The sequence below is a fragment of the Microbacterium sp. CPCC 204701 genome (assembly GCF_004010105.1).
Taxonomy (GTDB): domain Bacteria; phylum Actinomycetota; class Actinomycetes; order Actinomycetales; family Microbacteriaceae; genus Microbacterium.
Genome location: NZ_RRYE01000496.1, coordinates 1 through 1,855, shown reverse-complemented (window position 1 = coordinate 1,855; position 1,855 = coordinate 1). Strand labels below are relative to the sequence as shown.

Sequence of the window (1,855 nt, the reverse complement as noted above, 5' to 3'; positions counted from 1 at the left end):
GCCGGCCGTCCGCGGCCGCGCCCCCGCCAGCGCGTCGGCGAGCACGTGAGTCGCTCGGTCGGGCGTTCCCGCGTCTGCCGAGGTCACCGTGACGACCTGCCGTCGCGGGGCCGGACCGCCCTCCGCGCGGAGTCAGCCCGCGTCGGCACTGGGGCGCTGCGCGTCGATCGCGGCTTCGAGGCGGTCGACCTTGCCGTCGAGCTCGCCCGCATAGCCGGGACGGATGTCGGCCTTGAGCACGAGCGAGACGCGCGAGCCGTACGGCTGGACGGCCTCGGTCGCGCGCTTGACGACGTCGAAGACCTCGTCCCACTCCCCTTCGATCTCGGTGAACATCGACGTCGTGCGATGCGGCAGCCCGCTGTCTCGGACGACGCGAACGGCCGCCGCGACGGCGTCGTGCACGGATCCGTCGGCGTTGCCGGTGCCGCTCGGGGCGACGGAGAAGGCGACGAGCATGGGAACCTCCGGTTGGGTGGGGTCAGGGAACGGCGGACAGCTGCCTCGGTCGCACGCGCACGCGGGCCAGGCGCACGACCGCCCATGCGAAGAGCGCGACGAGCAGCACGTTGCGGATGACGAGCACGCCGACTGCGGCGGGCGCCAGGACCAGGATCGCGTCGTACGAGAACGGGAAGATGAGCTGGGTGAGCGCCAGCGTGACGAGCGCGAGCGCGGCCGGGCCGATCCAGCGGCGGCGATCGATCGCCAGCCCCACGACGAGCGGAGCGATGAGCCACGTCATGTACTGCGGCGACCCGACCTTGTTCAGCACGATGAAGCCGAGCACCAGCGCGAGGGCCAGGGCCGGGAAGAGCGAGGCGAACCCGGCGCCGCGCCAGGCCTTGAACCCGCCGAGCACGGCGAGCGACAGCATCCCGAGGATGAGCACCGGCGTCATCGCCGCGATGACCCCGTCGACTGCGGGGCCGGTGACCTGGAACGTGATGTACTCGGCGCCGTAGACGACCTGCGCCTCGGGAACTCCGCCCGCCGCGAGCAGCATGTACACGGTGCTGACCGGCGCCTCGATCTGCAGGCCGCGCGATGTCTGGCCCCCGACGAAGCCGAAGAGGTGCGCGCCGCCTCCGGCGGCGAGCACGCCCGCGATGACGAGAGCCGACACGACCGCTGCACCACCCACGACGGCCAGCCGACGGCGCAGGGCGATCACCGCCGCGGCGAGGAGAGCCGCAGGCCACACCTTGATCCACGTCGCGACCGCGAGGAGGACCGACCCGAGCCAGGGCCTTCCCACCAGCCACAGCGATCCGGTGATCGCCAGCGGCACCGTGAACCCGTCGAGGCGGAACATGCCGACGCCGCCGAGAGCCACGAGCGCCGCCAGCCAGAACCACGCGGCGAAGACGCGCCCTCGCGAGCGCGCCGTGCCGACGAGGACGCCGAAGGCGACGGCGTCGGCTGCCGTGACGAGGAGACCCCACGCGAGGGTGTAGTCGACCGCGGTGCCGGGCGCTGCGGCCAGCACGATCGGGATGTACGCGAGAAGGGGGTAGACCCAGCCCTCGGTGATTCCGGGAACCGCCTCGCCGCGCAGGGCACGGGAGGCCCACCACCGGTAGAGCTGGTCGACGTCCCATGAGGCGGCATGGTCCCCGGTGAAGCCGAGCCAGATGACGAGGGCATGGACGAGCGCGAACCCGATCCACAGCAAGACGCGTCTCGACACCCTTGTCATCCTATGGGGGGCCTGGTCCGCTCACCGCTCCTGAGATGAGGGGATCCGCCGGGATGAGGGTCCCTCATCCCGGGCGGATCCGCATTCCGGGGCATCCCCTCATGCGGGCAACGAAGACGCGCGCTCCCTCGATCTGCGCAGCCGGGCTCAGGCCCG

At 72.2% G+C, this 1,855-nt stretch carries 2 protein-coding genes; both read right to left on the bottom strand.

Going from position 1 to position 1,855, the window contains the following annotated elements:
• Positions 1–132 precede the first annotated feature (132 nt).
• The gene (locus tag EIO58_RS17195) at positions 133–459 is read right to left on the bottom strand and encodes a thiamine-binding protein (RefSeq protein ID WP_127820473.1); all 327 of its coding nucleotides are present in this window, start codon (positions 457–459) and stop codon (positions 133–135) included.
• A 22-nt stretch (positions 460–481) separates the two neighbouring features.
• Positions 482–1,690, bottom strand: a complete 1,209-nt coding sequence (locus tag EIO58_RS17190; RefSeq protein WP_127820472.1) for a glycosyltransferase 87 family protein — start codon at positions 1,688–1,690, stop codon at positions 482–484.
• Positions 1,691–1,855: the final 165 nt, after the last annotated feature.